We start from the raw sequence: 18,170 nt of genomic DNA, 5'->3' as shown, positions 1-18,170 counted from the left end.
TGACTTTGCAGCGGTGGGAACTGTATAAATTATTATAACCATGATTTCAATTAATAACAGTCAACATTTACAACTCAAACCTCTAGAAATTCCATGGCGTCTGCTTTTGGGTCCAGGTCCATCCAATGCCCATCCATCCGTGCTGGCAGCTATCAATAACTCACTGGTTGGCCATCTTGACCCGGCTTTTCTGGAACTTATGGATGAGATTCAATCTCTACTCCGCTACGTATGGCAGACAGAAAACCACCACACCATAGCAGTTAGTGGTACGGGTTCAGCGGCAATGGAGGCCTCCATCGCTAATGCTACAGCACCGGGTGATGTAGTGTTGATAGGTGTAGCTGGTTACTTCGGTCATCGTCTGGTGGATATGGCTGGGCGATATGGTGCGGATGTGCGCACTATTACCAAGCCTTGGGGGCAAGTTTTCAGTCTTGATGAAATCCGCATGGCCGTGGAACACCATCGTCCGGCAATTCTGGCCTTGGTTCACGCTGAAACATCTACAGGCGCACGTCAACCTTTAGAAGGAGTGGCTGAGGTATGCCGTGAATTTGGGACTTTGCTCTTAGTAGATACGGTCACCAGTTTGGGTGGTGTGCCTATATTTTTGGATGCCTGGGGAGTGGACTTAGCTTATAGTTGTAGTCAGAAAGGATTGGGTTGTTCTCCGGGTGCTTCACCTTTTACTATGAGTTCTCGTGCAGTGGAGAAATTGCAGCAACGCTCTACAAAGGTGAAAAACTGGTATTTAGATATGTCATTATTGAGTAAATATTGGGGGAATGAACGCACCTATCACCACACAGCACCTATGAGTCTCTATTATGGCTTACGGGAAGCATTGCGTTTATTGGCGGAGGAAGGATTAGCTAATTGTTGGCAGCGTCATCAAAAAAATGCAGAGTACCTCTGGGAAGGATTGGAGGATTTAGGGTTAACTATGCACGTTGAGAGGCAGTATCGTTTACCAACTTTAACTACTGTGCGTATTCCTACGGGAGTGGATGGTAAAGATATCGCTCGGCAGTTACTCAATGAACATAATATTGAGATTGGCCTTGGTCTAGGTGAACTAGCCGGTCAAGTTTGGCGGGTGGGACTGATGGGTTTTAACAGTCGTCTAGAAAGCGTTGACCGGCTTTTAGAGGCATTACGGCAAGTTTTGCCAAGATATTAGGGAGTGAATAACCCTAGAGAATAAGTAATAATCGTTACTGCAATTTTACTAGTTATTTGCTGCCATCAACTCAACTGCATCTTTGCCATCCCAATCTTGTAAGTAAACTTTTACTATTTCTTCTTTGGCGGTAGGTAGTTGCTTACCAATAAAATCTGGGTGAATTGGTACTTCTCGATGACCCCTGTCTACTAAAACAGCCAAGCGGATGACTTCCGGTCTACCATACTCAGTCACGGCATTCAAAGCGGCGCGAACTGTGCGACCTTTAAAAATTACGTCATCGACTAACACCACTGTCTTCCCTGTGAGGTCAAAAGGGATGTTGCTTTTCGCTGGAGTCCTTAACCCAATTTTATCAAGATCATCTCGGTAGAATGTAATATCTAATGCTCCCACTGCCACGCTGACACCCTCTAGTGTCTCAATCTGACGTGCCAATAATTCTGCCAAGAGCGCCCCTCTAGTATAAATACCAAGGAGCACCAGTTGGGATAAATCACGGGACTTTTCCACAATCTGAGACGCTAGGCGAGTTAATGTACGACGGAGGTCTTCTGATGAAAGAATTTCCACTACTTTGGCAGACATAGTTTAGGGAATGGGTAGAGAGGCCATTAATCACTCATGTACAAGGCTATGGGAAAAAATCTTCCCATGGTCTATTTTATTCATATTAGTTAAGTATATTAGCAATTAGGAGTATAGCGATCGCTACACATAACCATAACAAGAAACAATATCGAGTCAGCAATAAGGCATTGTGAATTACCCTTGGGGTAATGGGATGAATAGCATCTCCTAACAGGGGTTTTTCTTTAGGTACTCCCCCATACCAATTGGTACCGCCCATTTGCACACCCAAAATAGCAGCATAAGCACACTCGCTCCAGCCTGAGTTAGGACTGGGATCTTTAACCGCATCCCGGCAACATATTCGCCAAACATATAAGGGTTGACCTGAGAATAGAGCCAAAGTAATCACCGTCAAGCGACAAGGTAGCCAAGTTAAGTAATCCTCCAGCCTGGCACTAAACCACCCTATATAAGTATAAGGTGGTTGGCGATAACCTACCATGGAATCAAGGGTACTACTAGCTTTGTATGCCAAAGCCAGAGGAATTAAACCCACACCCGGCACACAAGCACCCACAAGCGCATAAAAAAGTGGAGCCATAACCCCATCTGTAGCATTTTCTGTGACCGTTTCTAACACAGCACGCAAAATTTCTGGTTCACACAGATGTTGTGAATCTCTACCCACATAATTACTTAAAACATGACGGGCTGATTCTAAATCTCCTGCTGTTAATGGTTTTAAAACCTCCTGTGCCGCTCTCCGAAGACTTTTCAAAGCAAAACAACTAGCTAAAATAATGCTTTCTAAGACATTTCCCCATAATGGATGGAGCCATTTGGTAGTTTGAATTATTAGCCAACCCAAACAGCTGCTACCAATTATTAAGGTCATGGCTAAGATAATTCCAGCTATCCGTTGAGTGAGAGAATTCTCACAGATATAGATCAAAAATTTAGTCAGGCGAGAAATTACCCACCCCATAACTTGGACTGGATGAGGCCAACCCCAAGGATCACCAATCCAGTAATCTAATAGTGCAGCAACCAGTAAAATAACAGATGATGTGATCATGTATGAAAGCGAATCACCAATTACTAAACCACAAAACTAGCTTCTTCCCCAAGAGAAGCTTGCCAACTACGCGCATCATAATAAAGATCCGCCAGAGTAATACTGTATAAAGCCTCTTTAAGCTTTTGGTTGAGTCTTTGCCAAAGAGTGAATGTTACCCAATCTTCAGTGTCCGCCGCCGTTGGGGTTTGATGTGGTAAACGAGTCATATTTTCACCAACGGACTCTAAAATTTGACCTATAGAAATTTCTGCTGGCTTTAATGCTAGTTGGTATCCACCAATGCTACCCCGAATTGATTTCACTAATCCAGCCCGACGCATTTCTATTAGTAACTTCTCAAGGTAAGGCGCGGGGATATCTTGGCGAAGTGCGATCGCTCTGACTGATGCTGGCCCATAACCGGGCTGTAAACTTAAATCTAGCAATGCCTTGACACTGTAATGTCCTTTGGTGGTTAGTTTCATAGGAGCAAGTTTTATTTATTTATTTATTTATTTATCTATTTTGTTGTCACCACTGACCAGGGAATAATTCCTAATGTTAACGATTAAATGATCATTTTTATTTATCATCTTTTGTGATCCTGATCAAGAGATTTAAGTAAATAACTTTTGAGCCTAGCTTTAGGAAACTTAAATAAATATGATCTACTAGTCCTCACAAACTAGATATAGTTAGGAGCATTCCAAAGAATAGATTTCCTTGACAAAGTTGATAATTGTGCAACAATTTCATTTATGAGTGTAATATACTTAGCAAAGCTGAGAGAAAAACTCAAGGATTCTGTTCCTACTAGCTCCATGCCAGCTAAAATAAATTCGACTCAACTACTCCAACCATTCATTTTTCATCTAAGTTGATGCCTAAACTGAAAAAAATAGAACCCCTAATGGGTGAAGAACTGCTCAAAAAAGTTAAAGAGCTAGAAAGCCTGAGCAAAGAAGAAAAAGCCAAGCAGTGCGGCTACTATACCGTTACCAAAAATGGTATAGAGCGTGTGAATATGATGAAATTTTTGAATGCCCTCATTGATGCCGAAGGCATTGAGTTAGACAGTTCACCCAGTACGAATGGACGTGGCGGGCGGAGTGCTAGCTATAGAATTAGCGTGCAATCAAATGGTAATTTACTTATAGGTTCAGCTTATACAAAACAGATGAATCTCAAACCAGGAGATGAGTTTCTCATCACACTAGGGAAAAAACATATTCGTCTGAAACAGCTAGATGCAGATGCTCCCGAAAACATGGAAGCCATAGAAATTACAGCCTAATCAATAGTCAGTTGTCAGTTTTTGATTTTTCTACTGACCACTGACCATTAGACAACGGCTAATGATTGACTCTGAGCGGAGATGAAAGGCTGTCGCGTTATTTATAAGGTGGTTGCAATTCACCTCTGGTTAAGTATGGAACTATAACTGGAGTCCTCTTGCTCCATTAAGATAGAGCTAGTAAATAGACTAAACGGGGGAGGGTAGATGAATATACACACCTTTGATAAGAATTATATTAGTTGCCCAATTTGTCAAAGAAATTCTCAGCAAAGAACAGCCCAGTCTCATGTGGGTTTGTTTAGCTGTCCTTATTGTCAGCAAAGGCTAGTAGTCTGTCCGAGTGGCCATTATGTCCGTGATCCGTTTATACTTAAGCAAATAATGCTCTGCTCGTCTCTACGTCGTCAAAGTAGTCCTTTAGCTAGAATTACACGAGATTTTATTCTCGACAAGCGTCCTGTGTTAGGCTTGGCTGTTGGTCTGGCTATTTTCTTGACGATGATCACTATGACGCAGCAAAATACTAGCTATGAACAGCAATTCCCTACCACGCAGAAAATTACAGAACAAGATTAATTAATTATCCGATTACCAAGCCCAGTAGTTTGATTTCATTAAGAGCAGTAGAGAGATATAACTTCCCCAAAGTAGAATTTTTAGGAATTCCCCATTACCTCGTTCTGCTAAAATAGCCGCTAAAGTCATGGTCAAAGCCACAGCTGCAAAAATCAGCTGTAAGTCTGTTTTATCGACTGTCGCAGCACTGAAGTAAATACTAGCAGCAGAAGCTACTACAGCCAGCATTGACAAACCCGTTACCCAAAGACGCGGATAAGATGATGCTACAGGTAAATTTTCTATCTCTGCTAACTCAGCGCCAAAAGCTAAGGCCAAGCTAGGGTAAATGGTTAATAAATATTCAGGTAGTTTTATACTCATCAGGGATATGAGCAGTAAATAGACTATACTCCATACCAGTAAGAGTTTTGCCCAGCTAAGGTTAAGATTTACCGCAATTAAACGAGCAGTTTGGGGCAAAAAAATTAACCATGGCCATGTCCAGTTGAGAATTTCCATCACATAGTACCACGGTGGGGCATCATGTCTCTCAATGGCCGTGTTAATGGGGCTTAATGATTGATTCACCAGGCCAACAGCAGCAAAACTGTAACCATAGTGCAAGAGTTGCATGGTATACCAAGTAGCTACGGGTAACATACCAATGCTCAGGCCTATCCAGAAGTAGGAACTGGTGAGCAATCTTGGTGTATCCCAAAATAGAAAGACCAGCGCGATTACACCTAGAAATATACCTAATAGCCCCTGAGTCAAACAAATCAATCCCAGTGCAATCCCAATACCAAGACAGTAACGTAAATCCCGGCGCGATCGCAACAGACACCAAATCATGATGATGAAAAAGGTTACCACTGCCCCATCTAAAATAGCCAATCTGCCATGACGCACTACGGGCAGCATTGTGAGATAAATCAAGGCGCTATAAATAGCTACCCAACGTTGACGAAATATCTCCCGACTCAAATAATACAGCCACGGCACAGAAAGTGCTGTCAAAATTGAGCTAGGTAAGCGTGTAGTCCATTCATTCACGCCTCCTACAGAATAAGCCCAAGCAACCAGCAAATGTATCAAAGGTGGTTTATTATGATACGGCTCACCTAATAGGGTTGGGTAAAGCCATCTCATGGAACCCGGAGGCGCAGTCCAAATTTCCCTGGCAACCTGAGCCACAGTAGCTTCATCCCCAGGTCGCAACGGTAATCCTCCTAGATTAATACTAAACAGTAAGACTGCGGCGAACAGTAATACCATTAGCCATGCCCAATCAATCCATTGATTAACCGCGCGATGCTGTTTTTCTAGATGGTCTGAAACAAAACTTCCTTCTTGCATATTCTGTGATCATAATTTTACTTACTGCTTTGATTACACACCAGACCTGAATATATCTCTCATGTTATCCCTCAACCCAGAAATGTTGAATGTCAATAATTCTTAAATTTCTAGGTTACCTCAATTTTTACTCAGCATAAATAATTTTATCGAGAAATTTAGTTGCATATCCTTTAACTTATTTAACAATAATTATCTACTAAGAATGATACAAATAGTAGCAAGATAAATATCCTAACTATCTGTTGAGGAAAGCGTCAATGAGTTTACCTTTGATCTTAGATATAACAATTGGTTTAATTTTTATCTATCTAATTTTCAGCTTATTAGCCTCGGAAATTCAGGAACTTATCACTACGCTTTTACAATGGCGTGCATTACACCTAAAAAAAGCCATCGAAATTCTTGTAGCAGGTGATGCAGAACATTCAGATAATGATAGTGTCATTCACTTTGTGAATGAATTATATAACCATCCCTTGATTAAAAGTGTTAATCAAGAATCAAAAGGAATTTTGACAAATTTCCCTCGGCAGTTGATGTGGTTATTATCATCTATTCTGCGACAACTTACCCTATCTGGAGGAAAAAAAAAGAAAAGTTGTTTTGGATATGTACAGTACCAAAAAGGCAATATCAAAGATCACAATAGCCTAGCAAATAGTATAAAGCATAGCGCCCCGTCGTATATTACAGCGGAGACTTTTGCTACAAGTTTCATACAAACATTAGGTATGCCAGAACTAGTTAATAAATTGACTGAATCAAGACTTATCAATTTTAAATATCAACAGTTACATGAGATACAAAATATCTTACTGAAGTTTCACACACAAGTAAATAGTATAGATGACCACATAACGCAATTTTCCGTTAATATCTACCAAGAATTTACAGAAATCGTTGAAAACAGCTTTACCGAAATTATTGAGGATTTCCACCAAGAAAAAGCTGACTTGGTAATTACCATAAATCGCATGGCACAAACTTTAGATAAATACATATTTATTTTTGAGCAAGATATGCCAGAGGATTTTTTTGCTCGGAAAGCCTTGCAAAAACTTAAATTTATCCGAGCGTATATATTTAACGACATCGAAAACACTATTGCCATCAAAGGGTTAAGACCTAATATTAATGAAGTTGTACAGTTAATCAACAGAGGTAGTAAGGTTAACCAAGCATTACTCAATGAATTGCAAACCCAAAATAGTCAACCTGATCAAACATTTGACAATTTGAGGGAAAAACTGCCGCCATCTGTAATTAACCATATGGCTACCTTAGCAAAGCGTGCCGAAACAAAAGCTCAAAATACACAGTCAGCAATTGATATATTTCAGCAAGAACTAGAAGAGACATTTAATCAATCAATGGAGCGAGCGGCTGGAGTATACAAACGAAACGCCAAAGGAGTATCACTTTTAATTGGTTTGCTCATGGCAGTGATTGCCAATGCAGATGTATTTAATATTGTCAATAGACTATCAAAAGATTCTGCTACTAGGATTGCTATTGTCAATAATTCTGGGCAAGTAGTGCAGAATAATCATGTTAACTCATCCGTAGATTTAGCGTCCGTGAAAAAACTAACTCAAGATGTATTAGCAGAAATTACCTTACCTATTGGTTGGACTGCTACTAATTTAAAAGAGCAAATTGATTGGTATCCCAGTAAAAAGGGTAATTTTTCGCTGTGGAAATTATTAACTATGATTTTCGGCTGGTTTGTGAGTGGAATTGCGATTTCCATGGGTGCACCCTTTTGGTTTCAGGTACTGGGAAAAGTTGTAAATGTGCGAAATACAGGTAAACCAAATCTATCTGCTGCTAAAAAATAAAAATTAAGCGTAACTCCCAGTCTTGATCGTGGCGAATAATCTCAATTTGTTTGATAAATTCTCGAAAGTAAAACCTTCTTTCTGCTTCTGACAAATCTAACCAGAATTGGGGAATGGAAACAGCTTGAGCAACAGAAAACAAGTTGACTGGGGGAAGTGTGGCTAGTTTTGCTTGCAGTTGGGAAATTTCTGTGCGCAGTGTGTAAGCTCTTAATTTAGCTGTTTCATCATCCAAAATCCCCGTTTCCACTAAAGCTGGTAACTGTTGGAGTACTTCTTGCTGATTTGCGATCACTTGTCCTAAACTATTCTTAATCTTGTCCAACTGGGGAAAATCCATTGCGGCGACAGCCAGAGGTAAGTCACGGCAAATAATTTTAATAGTATGTTCTAATACCTGCTGGTAGGCAATCCCTCGACATTTAGGGCGTCGAGTACAGCTAATGGGACGTAGATAAAGATACTCCTGATCTTGGTCGCGTCGGGTAACACGGGTAATTGTTGTATGTGACTGACACTTACTGCAAATAACCAACCCAGCTAAAGAACGGGGTGCGCTAGCAGTTCGAGATGGTAAACGACTGTTGCGGCGTAAAATTCGGTCAACCTGAGCTGCTTCTTCCCTAGAAATGATGGGGATATGGGTATCGGGAATAATGTGATCATGGTGATAAGTTGTATCACCGCGATAAACGGGATTAGTTAGCCAGCGTCTCCCGGTAGTAACAGAGATTTTCTTACCATATTTTTTGGCTAAATACCGAACTGCACCCCGTAGGGAACCGTAAAGTAAAAAATATTCAAAAAAATCCTTAACTACAGTTGCTGTACTGCGGTCAATAATATATTTTTCCTTACTACGACGATAACCATAGGGGGCTTTACCCGGAGGAGGTGAGGCTTGGAGACGATTAGATGCGTGTCCTTGGCGGATACGACGGCTGTGCTGCTGAGTTTGGATTTCCTGAAGCAATTGCCACAAATTAGAGTTTACACCGGAATTTTGGGAGGTGTAGGGTTGTTCCGTAGCAATAATTATTATTCCCATTGCTTCGAGTTCATGCAAGCGATCGCTCACTTCCTCCAAAGTATTCCCCAATTCCTCCAAACGACGGATGAGTAGATAATCTGCTGGTTCAGCTTCACAGTCTATGATTAATTGTTGTAACTCAGACCTGCAACCCAGATCGTGATAAGTGAAATCAACCTCCCACCCCCAATCATGAGGATGAGGAGAAGACTCTAAAAGAGGGTCACTGTAAGCATAAGCAATAATTTTCATTGCTGACTCAGTTCGATGATATTCCCATCCGGATCTTGAGTGAACAAGGCTGCGCGACCGGAAGCACTAAACTGAACTGGATAATTGTGATGGAGTAATTCTTGTTTAGCAGCATCCAAATCAGCCACACAAAAAGCTATATGAGGATTGCGTCCCCATTTTTGATTAGGGTTATCGGTAGGGACAGTATTTGCAACTATTAGATGAAGTTGATAGTTACCCACTTGATACCATGCACCAGGATACTTGAGGGAACGCTCGATTTTGGACAACCCTAATATTGTGCCATAAAAATTTTCCGCTTTTTTTAAGTCGGTCACAAGAATTGCCGTATGGAGAGGTTGGATAATCTGCATTGTCTATCTGCTCATCAACTAATAATCAAGTTTGGAGTCACAACTTTAGTCCCTCTATTATCTATGATGGGGGATTTGGTTTATAGGCAGGACGGGTGAAGCAAGAATATCCCTCACCTGAATGGGGGGATTGTCAAATCAGCAACGATGTGGTATGTTACTACTTTGTTGCAATTGTTAGCCTATTGCTAAATTTATTTAGGGATAAATCTAACAAAAAGTTTGTTTGATTGATACTCCTGGGGGAGTATCAAGTAAGATCATAGTTGGTAATTGAGCATATTTTTAATAGCTGACGCGGCGTAGCTATACCTGTTGCTAAAAATCTTTGCTTTCCAGGACAAACTATTTATTATTATGAGGGCCAGACATCATCGCCCAATTAATACTACTGAGCACTTTGCTATGGCAACACAGGCTATATTGCAATTAACCGATAATAATTAGGAAAAACACCTGTGTTTCCTCTCTATGATGAAAACCCCACGCGAACCACTCCGTATTTAACTTACGGGTTGATTGGTGTGAATATTCTGGTATTTCTCCATGAAGTTAGTCTTTCTAGTCAAGAGTTAGAGCAATTCTTCCAAATGTACGCCGTCATCCCACAAGAGTTAACCACCAACTTTGCCCAAGAGTGGACAACTCTATTCACATCACAATTTTTACACGGTGGTTGGTGGCATCTGATATCAAATATGGTGTTTCTGTGGGTCTTTGGTAACAATGTTGAAGACCGGATGGGACATTTAAAGTATCTAATTTTCTATTTGTCCTGCGGCGCTTTAGCAGCCTTGTGTCAGTGGTTTATTAGTATGAATTCTAGCATTCCTTCTTTAGGCGCTAGTGGTGCGATCGCCGGGGTTTTAGGTGCATATGTGATCCGGTTTCCGCAATCGAGAATTTTAACATTAGCATTTTTGGGTTTTTTTGTCACCACGATCAGGATACCGGCCATTATTCTCATAGGGATTTTTGTGATCCAGAATGTGATATCTGGTCTGGCCAGTTTGCAAGCCGCTGCTAATATGAGTGTGGAAACCGGCGGAGTTGCTTACTGGGCGCACATTGGTGGCTTTGCTTTTGGGATTATTCTGGCTCCGTTATTCGGGTTATTTCAACATGACTAGCATCGGCGCTAGTTGACACCCCACCCCTAATCCCTCCCTGTTTACTTTCAGGGTAGATAAAGCATAACTGTGGCGGACTGGGGTTGGGATTTATTTGAATACAATTAGAATTAATATTTTGTTGTTAACCCATAATGAATTTAGTCTGGCAAAGATTTACTTTATCTTATTTACCAATCAAAGAATATCTGGAAACCAGCTACTTACGCCGCTGTTTGGTGGGGTTGTTGCACTCTTGGCGCCAAAGTAGCATTTTGATGCAGTGGGGAGATGGGATGGCAGTAGCTTTACTTAGTTTGCTGTATGCACTAGCTCCTTTTGTATCCAGTAGCTTAATAGGAGTGTTGTTATTAGCTTGTGTGGGATTTTGGTTGTTGTTGACTTTATCTGATGAATCCGCATCAGCAAATACGCCCTTATTTACCCCCATACATCTGCTGGTGTTACTTTACTGGGGAATTGCCGTAGTCTCCACAGCATTATCACCAGTCAAACAAGCAGCATTTAAAGATTTGGTAGTATTGACACTTTATCTATTGCTTTTTGCCCTTTGCGCTAGGGTGTTGCGATCGCCTCGTTTGCGGTCTTGGATAATTATCCTGTATTTACATATATCTTTAATAGTGAGTATATACGGGTTGCGGCAGTGGTTTTTTGGAGCTCGATCACTAGCAACTTGGGTAGATCCAGAATCTCCCCTAGCTCAGACAACCAGGGTTTATAGTTATTTAGGTAACCCCAACTTATTGGCTGGATATCTTGTACCAGCAGTAGTTTTCAGCCTGGTAGCAATTTTTGCTTGGGATAGCTGGGTCAAGAAAGCCTTAGCATTAACTATGTTGACAGCTAATGCTGCTTGTTTAGTTCTGACTTTTAGTCGTGGCGGCTGGATTGGTCTAGTAGTAGGTGTATTGACTGCCATAGCCTTGCTAGTTTATTGGTGGAGTGTGGAAATGCCTCCTTTTTGGCGTACTTGGTCACTACCGATGATTCTGGGAGGTATGATTGGGTTGCTGTTGCTAGCAGTGATATTTGTCGAACCAATCCGCCAGAGAGTTTTGAGTATTTTTGCGGGTCGCCAAGATAGCAGTAATAATTTCCGCAGAAATGTTTGGGATGCTGTCTTTGAGATGATTCGGGCGCGCCCTATAATTGGGATTGGCCCTGGTCACAATTCTTTTAATCAAATTTATCCACTCTACCAACGCCCTCGTTATACGGCTTTAAGTGCTTATTCAGTTTTTTTAGAAGTAGCTGTAGAAACTGGTTTTGCGGGTTTAGGCTCTTTCTTATGGTTGATAATTGTGACATTTAATCACGGATTTTTACAAGTACGACGATTGCGGCAATCTAGAAGTGTAGAGGGAATTTGGTTGATAGGAGCATTGGCTACCGTAACGGGGATGCTGGCTCACGGGACTGTAGATACTATTTGGTTTCGTCCTGAAGTCAATACCCTTTGGTGGTTAATGGTGGCTATAATTGCTAGCTACTGGACACCCATCGCTCAACACCATAGTCAAAAGGTGATTTCAACTCACGGAGAAACACCAACAAACTAAAGGCCATTGAACAGCAAAATCCAGGAGCGATTTGTGACCGCTCCTGAAGGTCAAATTTATTTGTATGGTAAGCTTTAAAAGCTTAGTCTCTATATGTTGTAGTACCAGGAGCAGTCGGTTCACGATAAGCAGTAGGTTCTCCACTACTTTTTCTACCAGCTAAACCAGCTAAACCAAATAGACCAATTAATCCTAACCAACCCCAATTGAAATCTTGGCGATCATAAACTGTAGTTCTTGGTGTAGTCTCGACTCTCGGATCAGTAACCTGAGCCTTTACAGGTAGACTTAAAGGCAACATTGCCATACTCAAAGTGAGAAAGCCAGCACCAACTGCTTTGGTCAAATTAGGTGTCATGGTGAAAATCTCTCATCCGTTCCAACTTTATTCACCAGTGTACCGATTTCCATAACTTACCCAATCAATCCGTAGCCATAAACTCGGCCTTCTCTAAACTCACACTGAGGATATATAGAGAGGTCATATAAAGCCTAATAATTTTTCATCGCCCGTTGCATATCACGTTGATCTTGGCGTTTTTTCAGGGATTCACGTTTGTCATGGACTTTTTTACCTTTACCAAGGCCTATACTCACTTTTACCCACCCTCGTTTCATGTACATTTTTAATGGTACTAGTGTTAAACCCTGCTGTTCCACTTTACCAATTAACTTACGAATTTCCTGCCGATGTAGTAACAGCTTGCGAGTGCGACGAGGCTCATGATTAAAATATTGACCACTAGCGGTATAAGGAGAGATATGGACGTTGATTAGCCATGCTTCACCATCACGAATCAACGCATAACCATCTTTGAGGTTCACCCTACCAGCGCGAATAGATTTAACTTCTGTTCCTGTCAACTCAATTCCTGCTTCAAAGGTTTCTAGGATTTCATACAAATAATGGGCTTGACGATTGTCACTAATAACTTTGTAGCTTTCGCTCTTTTGGCTCATTGAAAAACTTTTTTGTACTTAAATGTGGTGGCAAAATGTTTGGATTGGCTATTAATGTGATATTTATATCAACTTTATGCCATATTCTTTGAATTTAACTTTTTCCAATTATCAATTAAAAGTTAGAGAGGAGTAAATATTAATTTACACTATAGCGATTATTCTCTGTAGCTGGTCGCTTTATTGTTAAGAGTTAAAAAGCTACGTGCAACTTCTGAGCATTCACAATCGAACTGTGTTGCAATTTGGCAATATTGACTCAGTATTGAAAATTTTCCTCATAAATCGAAAATAACAGACTCAACAGTCGGTAATCGTGTCATACTATGAAACATAAGAATACTATTTCTGGTGGCGTTCACTGATGTACCTCGGATAAATCCATTAATCTGAGTTATAAAATTATAGGGGTGTATTGTCCATGCCCTTGACTATTCTTGTTGTGGATGACGACCTGGGCACTCGTCTATCCGTTAGTGATTATCTGGAACTGTCGGGTTACTCCGTGGTGACGGCGAATGACGGTCAAGAGGCTTTGGCAATGGTAGATAATTACCATCCTGATTTGATCGTTACTGATATTATTATGCCACGAATAAACGGCTATGAACTGGTGCGTCGGGTACGGCGGCAACCAACATTCCGGTTATTACCTGTAATTTTATTAACAGAACGGACTAAAACCCAGGAAAGAATTCTTGGCTACCAGTCTGGCTGCGATTTGTACTTACCCAAGCCTTTTGAACTCGAGGAGTTAGCCGCAGCAATTCGTAATCTTTTGGAGCGATCGCAAATTATTCAATCTGAGTACCGCCGGTCTTATACAGAGAATTTAGGCAGTTTAACACCTCCCAAGGAGGTGACAATGACAAATTCCCTAAGGGCGGGTATTCGGGAATCCCATCAGTTCCTATCCTTGACACCCAGAGAACAAGAAGTTTTGGAACTGTTGACCCATGGTTTATCTAATGTTGATATAGGAGGTCAACTACATTTGAGTCCGAGAACTGTAGAAAAGTATGTTAGCAGTTTATTAAGAAAAACTGACAGCAGCAACAGAGCGGAGCTAGTGCGCTTTGCTATTACCCATGGCTTGGTTGAATAGATTTAGCTTTCTAGTTGCTGACTATTAATATATGTGAGTAGGCCTTCACAAGCATCCACAAGTAAATCAATCACTTGATGAAAGCCTTCCACTCCACCATAGTAAGGGTCTGGAACTTCCTTGAGGGTATGGCGAGAGCAGAACTTACACATTAAGTAAACTTTATGGTCATACTCCCCTGTGGAATCAACAGCCAGGATATTTTCATAGTTATCTTGATCCATTGCCAAGATCATATCAAATTCCTGAAAGTCTGATTTTTGAAACTGCCGTGCATGACCACGCAGTTGAATTCCTAACTTTGCACTAGCAGCTGCACTCATGCGTCGATCAGGCGGACTACCAATGTGATAACTAGATGTACCAGCAGAGTCGCAGACAATGCGATCGCTCAAGCCGGCCTGGTGAATGAGATGATTCATAATATTTTCTGCCGATGGGGAGCGACAGATATTACCCAGGCAAACAAACAGCAGCTTATAAGGCATAAAAATTCTACTCATCAACCCTCAAGGCTGAAAATCTACAGTCATTAGTTTAATGGTTTTTGAGTGTAGAGACGCCATGTATTGCGTCTCTACCAACTAAAGATTAAAAATTAGGCAGTTCCAGACCACTGGTCAAGGCTTCCATTTGTTCCCGCATTGTTGCGGTGGACTTGTTATATGCATCTTTCATGGCGGCTGTCACCAGGTCAGAAAGTAATTCCGCACCTTGTGCTAGGGCATCTGGGGCAATTTCCACCCGTCTGGGTTCTTGGTTACCACTGACAATCACCTTAACGAGTCCACCACCGGACTCTCCCTGAATCTCCATTTGCTCCAATTGTTCTTGAAGCAGCTTGGCGCCTTCTTGAACTTGCTGCGCCTTTTTGAAAGCGTCAGCGAGTTCTTTCATTTTTCCTAAGCCACCAAAACCGAATCCTTGTCCTTTTCCTGTCATAACTAATTGTCCCAGCGTGGGTTGAATATTAAACCAAATTTAATTATAGATGGGGTCGGTAGCTTACCTGTTTGATTACTGATGATCAATTTTTAGGATTGGGTATCGGGAACTATTGATATGATTCCCCAGTAATCCCTAGTTTTCTAACCAGCCATCTGAAACTCACCAATCATTTTTACTTCTGGCTCTAAGCAAATTGACCAATGTTGTTGTACTTGCTCCTGGATATGACGAATCAGACAGAAAATATCGTTTGCCTTAGCCCCGCCACGATTGACGATGAAATTAGCGTGCAATAGTGCTACTTGCGCTCCGCCAATTTGGTGGCCTTTTAAACCTGTTTGTTCGATTAACCACCCGGCCGCATAGGGTTTAGGATTGCGGAACACACTGCCGCAGCTAGGGAAATTGTAAGGCTGGGTATTTAGTCGATGTTTTTTATGTTCCTTTGTTACTTGCAAAACTCGTGCTGGATCAGTATCTGGTTGGAGTTGGAAGGTGGCTTGGGTAACAATGCATTGCCCTGGTTTGTCTGTAAAAGATTCATGACCTTGCAGTGAAGAAGTCCGATAGCCGTAACCGATCTGGTCAGGGGTCAGAGTTTCTAAGGTACCGTCTGGTAAAAGTACCTGGGCATTGACTAATATATCTGCAATACAGCTATGATGAGCTCCAGCATTCATGACCACAGCACCCCCAACAGTGCCGGGAATACCAACAGCCCACTCTAAACCTTGCCAACCTGATTTTGCTGCCTCCCATGCCAAGTTGGGAATTGATTCTCCTGCCGCCACAGTTAATTGACCTGTTTGGGAATCAAAGTAACTATGGCGTAGATGACGAGTAGAAATTACTAGACCCGGTAAACCGCGATCGCTCACCAATAGGTTAGAACCAGCACCTAGTATTGTTACGTTCCAACCCTGTTCTTTTGCGTACTCAATACTAGACTGTAGTGCTTCTAAATTACGAGGAGCAACGTACCATTCAGCCGTTCCCCCTACTCTATAAGAAGTAAGTCCAGATAAGCAAACCTGTGATTTAATCGCACAATCAGTGCTTTTTAAGTAAATTATTTGACTATCTTTCAAATCTTCTATTTCCTGCTTCTGTGTACTTGAATCAGATACTGTGCTGACATTTCCAGATGCCTGGGAGATTTTCATGTTTAGATATATTAGTGAAATTTTTACATTTATATACCGTAAAAATACAGTAATATCATCATGGGGAGAGAAGAACACCTCGGCGTCAATCAGTTTCCACCGTAATTGTTCTTACTCATTTAGGATGTGGCTGTAGCGGGTTCACAAAGTGTAGTAATTACTTCAGGGATCACCTGATTTAAATTTCCAGCACCTAGAAATAGTGCCAAATCTCCGGGAAGCAGCGTGTGTACCAAGAATTTACTCATTAACGGTAAATTAGGTTGATAAAGCACCTGTGGATGCTGTTTGGCTATTGCTACTGCAAGTTGTTCGCCACTAATTTGCCCTAAATTGAGTTCCCCCGCACTGTAAATATCTGTGACCACAACTAAATCAGCATGAGCGAAAGACTCAGCAAATTCTTCTAAAAAGGCGAGTGTCCGACTGTAGCGATGGGGTTGGAAAACAGCAACTACTCTTTGTCCTGGTCTGGACTGGAGACGTGCCGCAGCAAGAGTCGCCCGAATTTCACTGGGGTGATGGGCATAGTCATCAATGAAGGTGATACCGCCAACTTCGCCGCGCAACTCAAAGCGTCTTCTGGCTCCTTCAAAACTAGCAATACTCTTGGCAATTGTTCCGAACTCTAAACCCAAGGCTCGACCTACAGCTACTGCCGACAGGGAATTGCTGAGATTATGCCGACCGAGCAACCGCAATTTCAATACCCCCAAGGGTTTGCCTTTCTCCCAAACCAGGGCCGTGGTACCATCAGCGCGATAGTCAATGTTTGTAGCAATATAATCCGCATCTATTTCTGGGTTGAGGCTGTAGGTAATTGTCGGTTGGAAACGATTCCGTACTGTATCACAATCAATACACCCTATCAGGGTTTTACAACCAGAGGCAAATTTTTGGAAGATGCTAACTACTTCTTCTAATGTTTCATAGTGGTCAGGATGGTCAAGTTCAATATTAGTAATAATGCCAATTTCAGGAGTGTGTTTCACCAGAGAACCATCAGATTCATCTGCTTCAGCTACCAAGTACTTACTTTCTCCCAATCGTGCATTTCCTTCCCAAGCATCCACTTCACCACCGACTATAATTGTGGGATCTAAACCAGCTTGTAAAAGCATATAGCCAATCATGCTACTGGTAGTAGTTTTACCGTGGGTTCCTGCGACGGCAATACTGTAGTAATCCGCAATCAAGGCTGCTAGTACATCTGAACGATGTAAAATTGGACATCCTAATTCCAGTGCGGCTTTGTATTCCAAATTGTTGGCATTAATTGCTGTTGAACAAACAACTTGAGGTAATGTTGAGTTACTACCAGCGGGTAATATTTCTTGTGAGTTTAATATTACTTGATTAGCCGATTCACCAGAGCGAAAGAATTCGAGATTACTTGCTTCTTGTCTACCAAAAATATGTGTTCCAATAGACTCCAGCTTGTAAGTAATATGACTTTGACGAAGATCAGAACCTGAGACTGGCATTTGACGCTTGGCCAGAATGTATGCCAGGGCAGACATACCGATGCCACCAATTCCAATGAAATGAAATGGCCGTCCACTAAAATCTACATAATTATTCATTGATGAGTCCTCTAACACCACACCATAATCACAAATGACACGCGTATCATACCAGGAATTTCATTTTTACAGTAACTGCCGTTGCATTTTGTTTATACCTGATATTGAGATTATTTTCCTCTGTTTTTTTGCTGATTGAGAATGATTTTACCTTCCTTCAATGTCTTAGCTATTTCGGAACTGTTATTAAGATTATTCTGACAGTTGATGCCC

At 41.4% G+C, this 18,170-nt stretch carries 18 protein-coding genes and 1 pseudogene; 7 read left to right on the top strand and 12 right to left on the bottom strand.

The genetic code is table 11. The annotated features are described in order from the left end of the window. The first annotated feature begins 31 nt into the window (after nt 1-31). Nucleotides 32-1,183: an alanine--glyoxylate aminotransferase family protein gene (locus IM676_RS15530; protein WP_200990234.1), complete on the top strand. Its 1,152-nt coding sequence runs from the start codon at nt 32-34 to the stop codon at nt 1,181-1,183. Between the two features lie 48 nt (nt 1,184-1,231). Here the strand turns inward: IM676_RS15530 and pyrR are convergent, their stop codons facing one another. The 3 genes from pyrR to IM676_RS15515 form a co-directional block, all read right to left on the bottom strand. Next, on the bottom strand, nt 1,232-1,774 hold the full coding sequence (gene pyrR / locus IM676_RS15525) for a bifunctional pyr operon transcriptional regulator/uracil phosphoribosyltransferase PyrR (protein WP_200987724.1): 543 nt from the start codon (nt 1,772-1,774) through the stop codon (nt 1,232-1,234). Between the two features lie 85 nt (nt 1,775-1,859). Further along, complete coding sequence (gene cbiB / locus IM676_RS15520; protein WP_200987723.1) at nt 1,860-2,834, bottom strand: adenosylcobinamide-phosphate synthase CbiB; 975 nt, start codon at nt 2,832-2,834, stop codon at nt 1,860-1,862. A 23-nt stretch (nt 2,835-2,857) separates the two neighbouring features. Continuing rightward, entirely contained in the window at nt 2,858-3,301 is a 444-nt protein-coding gene (locus IM676_RS15515) for an Rrf2 family transcriptional regulator (protein WP_200987722.1), read from the bottom strand. Between the two features lie 395 nt (nt 3,302-3,696). On the opposite strand from IM676_RS15515, the gene IM676_RS15510 reads away from it, so the two are divergent. Further along, nucleotides 3,697-4,110: an AbrB family transcriptional regulator gene (locus IM676_RS15510; RefSeq protein ID WP_200987721.1), complete on the top strand. Its 414-nt coding sequence runs from the start codon at nt 3,697-3,699 to the stop codon at nt 4,108-4,110. Between the two features lie 207 nt (nt 4,111-4,317). Continuing rightward, a complete protein-coding gene (locus IM676_RS15505; RefSeq protein ID WP_200987720.1) occupies nt 4,318-4,689 on the top strand; it encodes a hypothetical protein in 372 nt (123 codons plus the stop codon). A gap of 15 nt (nt 4,690-4,704) precedes the next feature. Here the strand turns inward: IM676_RS15505 and IM676_RS15500 are convergent. Then, nucleotides 4,705-6,027 (bottom strand): annotated as a pseudogene (locus tag IM676_RS15500) (ArnT family glycosyltransferase); the annotation flags it as partial. 260 nt (nt 6,028-6,287) lie between these two features. On the opposite strand from IM676_RS15500, the gene IM676_RS15495 reads away from it, so the two are divergent. Beyond that, on the top strand, nt 6,288-7,868 hold the full coding sequence (locus tag IM676_RS15495; protein WP_200987719.1) for a hypothetical protein: 1,581 nt from the start codon (nt 6,288-6,290) through the stop codon (nt 7,866-7,868). On the opposite strand, the gene IM676_RS15490 is transcribed toward IM676_RS15495, so the two are convergent. After that, nucleotides 7,858-9,150, bottom strand: a complete 1,293-nt coding sequence (locus tag IM676_RS15490; protein WP_200987718.1) for a recombinase family protein — start codon at nt 9,148-9,150, stop codon at nt 7,858-7,860. The genes IM676_RS15495 and IM676_RS15490 overlap by 11 nt on opposite strands. Next, nucleotides 9,147-9,506: a VOC family protein gene (locus IM676_RS15485; protein ID WP_200987717.1), complete on the bottom strand. Its 360-nt coding sequence runs from the start codon at nt 9,504-9,506 to the stop codon at nt 9,147-9,149. The genes IM676_RS15490 and IM676_RS15485 overlap by 4 nt, the downstream gene beginning before the upstream one ends. A 458-nt stretch (nt 9,507-9,964) precedes the next feature. Here IM676_RS15485 and IM676_RS15480 point away from each other — a divergent pair, with 458 nt between their 5' ends. Together IM676_RS15480 and IM676_RS15475 are read left to right on the top strand one after the other, a co-directional pair. After that, on the top strand, nt 9,965-10,636 hold the full coding sequence (locus IM676_RS15480) for a rhomboid family intramembrane serine protease (RefSeq protein WP_200987716.1): 672 nt from the start codon (nt 9,965-9,967) through the stop codon (nt 10,634-10,636). Between the two features lie 134 nt (nt 10,637-10,770). After that, nucleotides 10,771-12,198, top strand: coding sequence for an IctB family putative bicarbonate transporter (locus IM676_RS15475; protein WP_200987715.1), 1,428 nt, complete (start codon nt 10,771-10,773; stop codon nt 12,196-12,198). An 82-nt stretch (nt 12,199-12,280) separates the two neighbouring features. Here the strand turns inward: IM676_RS15475 and IM676_RS15470 are convergent, their stop codons facing one another. Beyond that, on the bottom strand, nt 12,281-12,556 hold the full coding sequence (locus tag IM676_RS15470; RefSeq protein WP_200987714.1) for a WGxxGxxG family protein: 276 nt from the start codon (nt 12,554-12,556) through the stop codon (nt 12,281-12,283). A gap of 134 nt (nt 12,557-12,690) precedes the next feature. After that, nucleotides 12,691-13,158, bottom strand: a complete 468-nt coding sequence (smpB, locus tag IM676_RS15465; RefSeq protein ID WP_200987713.1) for an SsrA-binding protein SmpB — start codon at nt 13,156-13,158, stop codon at nt 12,691-12,693. 421 nt (nt 13,159-13,579) lie between these two features. Between smpB and IM676_RS15460 the strand changes: the two genes are divergently transcribed. Continuing rightward, on the top strand, nt 13,580-14,263 hold the full coding sequence (locus tag IM676_RS15460; protein ID WP_200987712.1) for a response regulator transcription factor: 684 nt from the start codon (nt 13,580-13,582) through the stop codon (nt 14,261-14,263). A gap of 2 nt (nt 14,264-14,265) precedes the next feature. Here the strand turns inward: IM676_RS15460 and IM676_RS15455 are convergent, their stop codons facing one another. From IM676_RS15455 to murC, 4 genes are all read right to left on the bottom strand, one after another. Beyond that, nucleotides 14,266-14,751, bottom strand: a complete 486-nt coding sequence (locus tag IM676_RS15455; RefSeq protein ID WP_200987711.1) for a low molecular weight protein-tyrosine-phosphatase — start codon at nt 14,749-14,751, stop codon at nt 14,266-14,268. A gap of 103 nt (nt 14,752-14,854) precedes the next feature. Continuing rightward, nucleotides 14,855-15,205 (bottom strand): YbaB/EbfC family nucleoid-associated protein, encoded by a 351-nt coding sequence (locus IM676_RS15450; RefSeq protein ID WP_200987710.1) that lies wholly within the window; start codon nt 15,203-15,205, stop codon nt 14,855-14,857. Between the two features lie 146 nt (nt 15,206-15,351). Then, nucleotides 15,352-16,374 carry a UDP-N-acetylmuramate dehydrogenase gene (murB, locus tag IM676_RS15445; RefSeq protein ID WP_200987709.1) on the bottom strand — a complete coding sequence of 341 codons (1,023 nt, stop codon included), beginning with the start codon at nt 16,372-16,374 and terminating at the stop codon, nt 15,352-15,354. Nucleotides 16,375-16,493: 119 nt separating this feature from the next. Then, complete coding sequence (gene murC / locus IM676_RS15440) at nt 16,494-17,957, bottom strand: UDP-N-acetylmuramate--L-alanine ligase (protein WP_200987708.1); 1,464 nt, start codon at nt 17,955-17,957, stop codon at nt 16,494-16,496. Between the last annotated feature and the right edge of the window lie 213 nt (nt 17,958-18,170).

Source organism: Anabaenopsis elenkinii CCIBt3563, from assembly GCF_015245355.1.
Taxonomy (GTDB): Bacteria; Cyanobacteriota; Cyanobacteriia; order Cyanobacteriales; family Nostocaceae; genus Anabaenopsis; species Anabaenopsis elenkinii.
This window is presented reverse-complemented; position numbering and strand designations above follow the sequence as displayed.

Coding starts and splice junctions, on each gene's coding strand:
- pyrR (WP_200987724.1), bottom strand. CDS start 1,774: ATGTCTGCCAAAGTAGTGGAAATTCTTTCATCAGAAGACCTCCGTCGT.
- cbiB (WP_200987723.1), bottom strand. CDS start 2,834: ATGATCACATCATCTGTTATTTTACTGGTTGCTGCACTATTAGATTAC.
- IM676_RS15515 (WP_200987722.1), bottom strand. CDS start 3,301: ATGAAACTAACCACCAAAGGACATTACAGTGTCAAGGCATTGCTAGAT.
- IM676_RS15510 (WP_200987721.1), top strand. CDS start 3,697: ATGCCTAAACTGAAAAAAATAGAACCCCTAATGGGTGAAGAACTGCTC.
- IM676_RS15505 (WP_200987720.1), top strand. CDS start 4,318: ATGAATATACACACCTTTGATAAGAATTATATTAGTTGCCCAATTTGT.
- IM676_RS15495 (WP_200987719.1), top strand. CDS start 6,288: ATGAGTTTACCTTTGATCTTAGATATAACAATTGGTTTAATTTTTATC.
- IM676_RS15490 (WP_200987718.1), bottom strand. CDS start 9,150: ATGAAAATTATTGCTTATGCTTACAGTGACCCTCTTTTAGAGTCTTCT.
- IM676_RS15485 (WP_200987717.1), bottom strand. CDS start 9,506: ATGCAGATTATCCAACCTCTCCATACGGCAATTCTTGTGACCGACTTA.
- IM676_RS15475 (WP_200987715.1), top strand. CDS start 10,771: ATGAATTTAGTCTGGCAAAGATTTACTTTATCTTATTTACCAATCAAA.
- IM676_RS15470 (WP_200987714.1), bottom strand. CDS start 12,556: ATGACACCTAATTTGACCAAAGCAGTTGGTGCTGGCTTTCTCACTTTG.
- smpB (WP_200987713.1), bottom strand. CDS start 13,158: ATGAGCCAAAAGAGCGAAAGCTACAAAGTTATTAGTGACAATCGTCAA.
- IM676_RS15460 (WP_200987712.1), top strand. CDS start 13,580: ATGCCCTTGACTATTCTTGTTGTGGATGACGACCTGGGCACTCGTCTA.
- IM676_RS15455 (WP_200987711.1), bottom strand. CDS start 14,751: ATGCCTTATAAGCTGCTGTTTGTTTGCCTGGGTAATATCTGTCGCTCC.
- IM676_RS15450 (WP_200987710.1), bottom strand. CDS start 15,205: ATGACAGGAAAAGGACAAGGATTCGGTTTTGGTGGCTTAGGAAAAATG.
- murB (WP_200987709.1), bottom strand. CDS start 16,374: ATGAAAATCTCCCAGGCATCTGGAAATGTCAGCACAGTATCTGATTCA.
- murC (WP_200987708.1), bottom strand. CDS start 17,957: ATGAATAATTATGTAGATTTTAGTGGACGGCCATTTCATTTCATTGGA.